Raw genomic sequence first — 970 nt, forward strand, 5'->3', positions numbered from 1 at the left:
CTATAGGAACTAAACGCGTTGTTTTAGGTTCTGTGTGTGGGTTTGGTTGTGTGTTGGTCAGAGTGTGGTGTTGGGGTATCTGACTGGTGTGTGGAACTCGTTCCAGTTGATGGCGGTGCCGTAGTGTTCGGGCTCGTCCTGTTCCTGTCTGGTTTCCCGTTTGGGTGCTGGTTGTGGCTGCTGGTGTTCGTCCCTGATCAGGCTGGCGGGGTCGGGGGTTGTCGGTTTTCATGTAGCAGTGCCATTCGCAGGCGCGTCTCATGTGGCTCTCGGGTAGGCCGTGGTGTTGCAGGAGGGTGCGTTTGATGGGTGGGTTGACTCCTCCTTCCAGCCGGTTGGTGGTGCGTTCCACTGGCCCGCCGGCGGTGAGTTCGGGTTCCGGGAAGGCGAAGAGCTGCCTGTCTTGGAAGAGGTGTTCGGGCCTGCGGTAGCAGCGGCGGAGTTCCTGGTGGGTCCACCACCAGGATTGGTGGCTGGCTTTGGGGTTGGCTGGGTCGTCCTTGGCCATGGTGCGTTCGTCGATGAGGGTTTTCCATCTTTCGTGCCAGGCGTTCAAGGCCTCACCCCAACGCACCGCTTCCTCGATGGCATGGACCCGGGTGAGCTGGTCGGAGAGTCGCTTGAGTTCCTTGCCGGCCTGAAGTCGTGGTTTGAGTGTCAGGTCGGTTTTGGTGTTGCGTTGCACGTGCACCAGGCAGCGTTGGATGCGCGTGCCCGGCCAGCAAGGCATGGCAGGCTTTCTGCACGCCGCGAAGGCCGTCGGTGATGAGCACGTCGGGCCCGGGGATGCGGGAGGACAGGGCCGTGCAGGCCGCCGTGTTCTCCTGATGGCACCACTGCCGGTCGATGACCTGGCCCGTCTGCCCGTCGATCGCTATCAGGAGGCACCAGCCGTGTGCCATATACGTGCCGTCGGCCATGAGCGTGTGATGGACCACCCCGTCCGGTGTGATTGCCGGCTTGATGTTCC

1 pseudogene is annotated in these 970 nt (G+C 62.1%); it reads right to left on the reverse strand.

Annotated elements, in window-relative coordinates:
* Positions 1 to 57: 57 nt before the first annotated feature.
* Positions 58 to 970: pseudogene (locus tag CI601_RS06815) on the reverse strand (IS1249 family transposase); the annotation flags it as partial.

Origin of the sequence: Bifidobacterium sp. wkB344 (assembly GCF_003688305.1) — a bacterium.
Taxonomy (GTDB): Bacteria; Actinomycetota; Actinomycetes; order Actinomycetales; family Bifidobacteriaceae; genus Bombiscardovia; species Bombiscardovia mizhiensis.